At 67.6% G+C, this 4,997-nt stretch carries 5 protein-coding genes; all 5 read left to right on the top strand.

The window, feature by feature from the left end; translation table 11 throughout:
• Positions 1-152: 152 nt before the first annotated feature.
• Entirely contained in the window at positions 153-1,055 is a 903-nt protein-coding gene (locus tag ABW137_RS15735; RefSeq protein WP_526401535.1) for an alpha/beta hydrolase, read from the top strand.
• Positions 1,056-1,121: 66 nt separating this feature from the next.
• Positions 1,122-1,592: a DUF732 domain-containing protein gene (locus ABW137_RS15730; RefSeq protein WP_526401531.1), complete on the top strand. Its 471-nt coding sequence runs from the start codon at positions 1,122-1,124 to the stop codon at positions 1,590-1,592.
• A 19-nt stretch (positions 1,593-1,611) separates the two neighbouring features.
• Positions 1,612-2,628 (top strand): carboxylesterase Culp6, encoded by a 1,017-nt coding sequence (gene culp6 / locus ABW137_RS15725; RefSeq protein ID WP_526401529.1) that lies wholly within the window; start codon positions 1,612-1,614, stop codon positions 2,626-2,628.
• A gap of 211 nt (positions 2,629-2,839) precedes the next feature.
• The gene (gene fadD32 / locus ABW137_RS15720; RefSeq protein WP_526401527.1) at positions 2,840-4,729 is read left to right on the top strand and encodes a long-chain-fatty-acid--AMP ligase FadD32; all 1,890 of its coding nucleotides are present in this window, start codon (positions 2,840-2,842) and stop codon (positions 4,727-4,729) included.
• 91 nt (positions 4,730-4,820) lie between these two features.
• The coding region (locus ABW137_RS15715) for an acyl carrier protein (RefSeq protein ID WP_526401533.1) at positions 4,821-4,997 on the top strand (177 nt) is incomplete at its 3' end.

The raw sequence follows: 4,997 nt of genomic DNA, 5'->3' as shown, positions 1-4,997 counted from the left end.
GATCCCCTTGGGGGTCGCCGCCGTCCCTCGTTTCCGACGCCCTCCGTCGGCGTGATGTGATTCACTGACTGTTCGTTGCTCCCCGCGCAGACGATGCGGCCGGGCGCTCCTGAAACCAAGAGTTGGGTGAGGTGGGGATGAGGCTGCTGTCGATGCACTCGTGGCGGCGCCGCGTATCGGGCCTTGGTCGGGTGACGTGCGCCCTGGCCGTGGCCCTCGGGCTGTGGATGGCCAGTCCGCACGTCGCGAAGGCCGACGGCGTCGAGTACCTGATGGTTCCCTCGGGTGCGATGGGCCGGGACATCCCGGTCGCGTTTCAGGCGGGCGGCCCCCACGCGGTGTTCCTCCTCGATGCCTTCAACGCGGGACCCGACGTCAGCAACTGGGTGACGGCGGGCAACGCGTTCAACACGCTCGGTGGGCAGGGCATCTCGGTGGCGGCCCCGGCGGGTGGGGCGTGGAGCATGTACACCAACTGGGAGGCCGACGGCACCAAGCAGTGGGAGACGTTCCTGTCCCAGGAACTTCCGGACTGGTTGGCCGCCAACAAGGGCCTCGCCCCCAGCGGGCACGGCATCGTGGGTGCCGCGATGGGCGGCACGGGTGCGATGACCATGGCGGCATTCCATCCGGAGCGGTTCCGCTACGCGGGCTCGCTGTCGGGCTTCCTCACTCCGTCCCAGACCGCCCTGAACGGAGCGATCACCGCGGGCCTTGCCCAGTACGGCGGCGTCAACACCCAAGCCATGTGGGGCGCCGCGCAGCTGGGCCGGTGGAAGTGGCACGACCCCGACGTGCACGTGAACCTGTTGAACGCCAACAACACCCGGCTATGGGTGTATAGCCCCGCCGCCGTGGAGTGCACCGACCCCGCCGCGATGATTGGGTGGTGCGATCAGGCCCAGGGCAGCAACCGCACCTTCTATCAGCACTACCGCGCGGTGGGCGGCCACAACGGGCACTTCGACTTCCCGACGTCCGGCCAGCACGACTGGGGTAGCTGGGCGCCGCAGCTCGCAGCCATGTCCGGTGACCTGGTGGCGGCCATCAGATAGGCGTCGACGCGCCGCTTCAGCAAACTGTTGACGGGGCCGGCCGATCCCAGCCGGTACCTTGGAGACGTGCAACTCGGCGACCCGCGAACGGCCTATGCAACAGGTCTGTCCATGGTCGCCTGCGCACTCGTGGTGAGCGGCTGTGGCATGGGTGAGGACGTCATGGCAACGATCGGCATGTCGCCACCGGAGACCACGGCAGCCGGCACCGCGGTGCAGTCGTTCGAGGAACCGCCCGCGGTGGACCCCGGTGAGGAGCCCGATCTGATCGTCACGCCGGCGCAGCGCGCCTACCTCGACGCGTTGACCGCGGCAGGGGTGCGGCCTGGCAGCGAGCTGTCGGCTTTGAGCATTGGCTCCTATGTGTGCCAAGCTCGGGCGGCCAATCAGAGCGACCAGGCGGTGTGGGACTTCGTCCTGCCGATGGTGCGCGGGGACGTGCGTGACTCGGTCGCGCAAACGGTGGCCCCGCCCGTCGGACAGGTCAATGCGACCACCGCCGACTACATTCGCATCGCTACTGACACCCTCTGCTAGCAGGAGAACCTCGCACCTCATGGCCAACACTCGCCGGCGCAAACGCCGCCGTTCCCTCGCCCTCGCCGCGGCCGGGGCGGTGGCGGTCCTGGTCGCCGTCATCGTCGTCTTCGTCTGGGTCTGGGTTCGCCAGCCGGATGCGCCGTCGCTGCCCAACGCGGTGCCGCCGACTGCGCAGCCACCCAACGGTCTGCCGCCGACGTCGAAGAAGCCGCGTCCGGAGTTTCAGGACGCCAGCTGCGCGGACGTGATGCTGGTGTCGATTCCCGGGACGTGGGAGTCCTCACCTCAGCTCGATCCGGTGAACCCGGTGCAGTTCCCGTTCGCGCTGCTGCTCAACGTGACCAATCCCATCCGGCAGGCGTACGGCCCGGAGCGGCTGGCCGAGTACACCGTTCCGTACACGGCGCAGTTCCACAATCCGTTCGCCGCCGACAATCAGATCTCCTACAACGACAGCCGCGCCGAAGGCACCAAGGCCACGATCCAGGCGATCACGGACATGAACAATCGGTGCCCGCTGACCAGCTACGTGATCGTCGGCTTCTCGCAGGGCGCGGTGATCGCGGGTGACATCGCCAGCTCGATCGGCAACGGAATGGGACCGGTCGACGAGGATCTGGTGCTCGGGGTGACGGCCATCGCCGACGGCAGGCGCCAGCCCGGCGTCGGCGTCGAGATCGGGCCGAATCCCCCTGGGCAGGGTGCCGAGATCACTCTGCACGAGGTGCCGACACTGTCCGAGCTGGGGCTGACGATGACGGGCCCGCGCCCTGGCGGGTTCGGGGCGCTCAACGACCGCACCAATCAGATCTGCGCTACCGGCGACCTGATCTGCTCGGCGCCGGAGGGTGCGTTCTCGGTCTTCAACCTGCCGAAGACGTTGGAGACGCTGAGTGGGGGCGCGGGTCAACCGGTGCACGCCCTGTACAACACGCCGCAGTTCTGGAGCCTCGATGGCCAGACGGCGCCGCAGTGGACGACGGCGTGGGCGCGAGGCCTGATCGACAACGCGCCGACGCCCAAGCACGGATGAGTGGCGACTCACCCGGTTCTCAGATTTGGCCTCCGCTAGTGGGTCGCTTAACATTAAGAGAAAAGTAAGAGCACATCGTGGTGAATGGCCATGGGTGTCTAGAGAGTTGGTCCGAAGGTGAGCAGCTCAACCCCGGTATGATCTTGAGGTTTGGCCTCGCCGGGGGCACCACCGTGGATCACGGCGGGGGCTGCTTCGATAGAGGAGTGAAATGGGATTCCACAACCCGTTCTTGAAGAACGGCCTGATTAGGTTTCCCGACAACGGCAACCTGGTCCGTCACGTCGAGAAATGGGCGAAGGTCCGTGGCGATGCCCTCGCCTATCAGTTCATCGACTTCTCCACCGAGCGCGACGGCGTCGCACGCAACCTGAACTGGCGCGACTTCAGTGCCCGCAACAAGGCCGTCGGCGCCCGACTGCAGCAGGTCACCCAGCCCGGTGACCGCGTCGCGATCCTGTGCCCCCAGAACCTGGACTACCTCGTCGGCTTCTTCGGCGCGCTCTACGCCGGCCGGATCGCGGTCCCGCTGTTCGATCCGTCCGAACCCGGCCACGTCGGCCGACTGCACGCCGTCCTCGACGACTGCCAGCCGACCGCCATCCTGACCACCACCGACTCCGCCGAGGGTGTTCGCAAGTTCTTCCGCACCAGGCCCGCCAAGGAGCGCCCCCGCGTCATCGCGGTGGACGCCGTGCCCGACGAGGTCGGCGCGACGTGGGTGCAGGAGGAGGTCACCAACGACACGATCGCCTACCTGCAGTACACGTCCGGCTCCACGCGTATCCCGACCGGCGTGCAGATCACGCACCTCAACCTGGCCACCAACATCGTGCAGGTCATCGAGGGCATCGGCGGCGACGAAGGCGACCGTGGCGTCACCTGGCTGCCGTTCTTCCACGACATGGGCCTCATCACCGCGATGATCTCGCCGGTGGTCGGGCACTACATCACGTTCATGACGCCCGCGGCGTTCGTCCGCAGGCCCGGTCGATGGATCCGCGAGATGGCCCGCAAGCCAGAGGACACCGGAATGGTGATCTCGGTCGCGCCGAACTTCGCCTTCGATCACGCCGCCGCGCGTGGAGTGCCAAGGGACGGCGAGCCGCCACTGGACCTGTCCAACGTCCGGGCGGTGCTCAATGGCAGTGAGCCCATCTCGGCGGCCACCGTGCGCCGTTTCAACGAGGCCTTCGGGCCGTACGGCTTTGATCCCAAGGCGCTGAAGCCGTCCTACGGCTTGGCCGAGGCCACGCTCTTCGTCTCGACGACACCGTCTGACGAGCTGCCCAAGATCGTGCACGTAGACCGTGACGAGCTCAATGCGCACCGCTTCGTCGAGGTGGCCCCGGACGCGCCGTCGGCCGTCGCGCAGGCTTCGGCGGGCAAGGTCGGCGTTGCCGAGTGGGCCGTCATCGTCGACGCCGACTCCGCGAGCGAATTGCCCGACGGCCAGATCGGCGAGATCTGGATCAGCGGTCAGAACATGGGCACCGGCTACTGGGCCAAGCCCGAGGAGACCATCGCGACGTTCCAGAACATCCTCAAGTCCCGCAGCAACCCGTCGCACGCCGAGGGCGCGACCGACGATGCGACGTGGGTCAACACCGGCGACTACGGCGCCTTCTACGACGGCGACCTCTACATCACCGGGCGTGTCAAGGATCTGGTCATCGTCGACGGCCGCAACCATTACCCGCAGGACCTCGAGTACTCGGCGCAGGAGGCGAGCAAGGCCCTGCGCACGGGTTTCGTCGCCGCCTTCTCGGTGCCAGCCAACCAGCTGCCCGACGAGGTCTTCGAGAATGCGCACGCAGGCCTCAAGCGTGACCCCGAGGACACCTCCGAGCAGCTGGTGATCGTCGCGGAGCGCGCGCCAGGCGCCAACAAGATGGACCTCGCCCCCGTCGCCGACGAGATCCGGGCCGCGATCGCGGTGCGGCACGGCGTCACCGTGCGCGACCTCTTGCTGACGCCTGCCGGTGCCATTCCCCGTACCTCGAGCGGCAAGATCGGTCGCCGGGCCTGCCGCTCGGCGTACCTCGACGGCTCGCTTCGCAGCGGCAAGATCGCGAACGACTTCCCCGACCAGTCGGACTGACGTGGCCGACGCCGCTTCGTCGCCCAAGGCCGCAGACGCGGCGAAAGTGAATAGTGATGAGCGCTTGCGGGAAGAACCGAGGACAGTGAACATGACTGACGCAGGGAACGATTCGCCGAGCGCCCCCGACAACAAGCCGGTCCGCACCGACAAGACCGTCGCCGAACTTCGCGAGTACCTGCGCAACTGGATCGCCGACGCGACGGGGCAGCCCGCCGACCGCATCGACGAGTCGGCGCCGATGGTCGAGCTGGGTCTGTCGTCGCGG

This window comes from Mycobacterium sp. (assembly GCF_040509115.1).
Taxonomy (GTDB): domain Bacteria; phylum Actinomycetota; class Actinomycetes; order Mycobacteriales; family Mycobacteriaceae; genus Mycobacterium.
This window is presented reverse-complemented; position numbering and strand designations above follow the sequence as displayed.

Excerpts from the sequence above, each read along its gene's own strand:
- ABW137_RS15735 (WP_526401535.1), top strand. The coding sequence starts at position 153 with ATGCACTCGTGGCGGCGCCGCGTATCGGGCCTTGGTCGGGTGACGTGC.
- culp6 (WP_526401529.1), top strand. The coding sequence starts at position 1,612 with ATGGCCAACACTCGCCGGCGCAAACGCCGCCGTTCCCTCGCCCTCGCC.
- fadD32 (WP_526401527.1), top strand. The coding sequence starts at position 2,840 with ATGGGATTCCACAACCCGTTCTTGAAGAACGGCCTGATTAGGTTTCCC.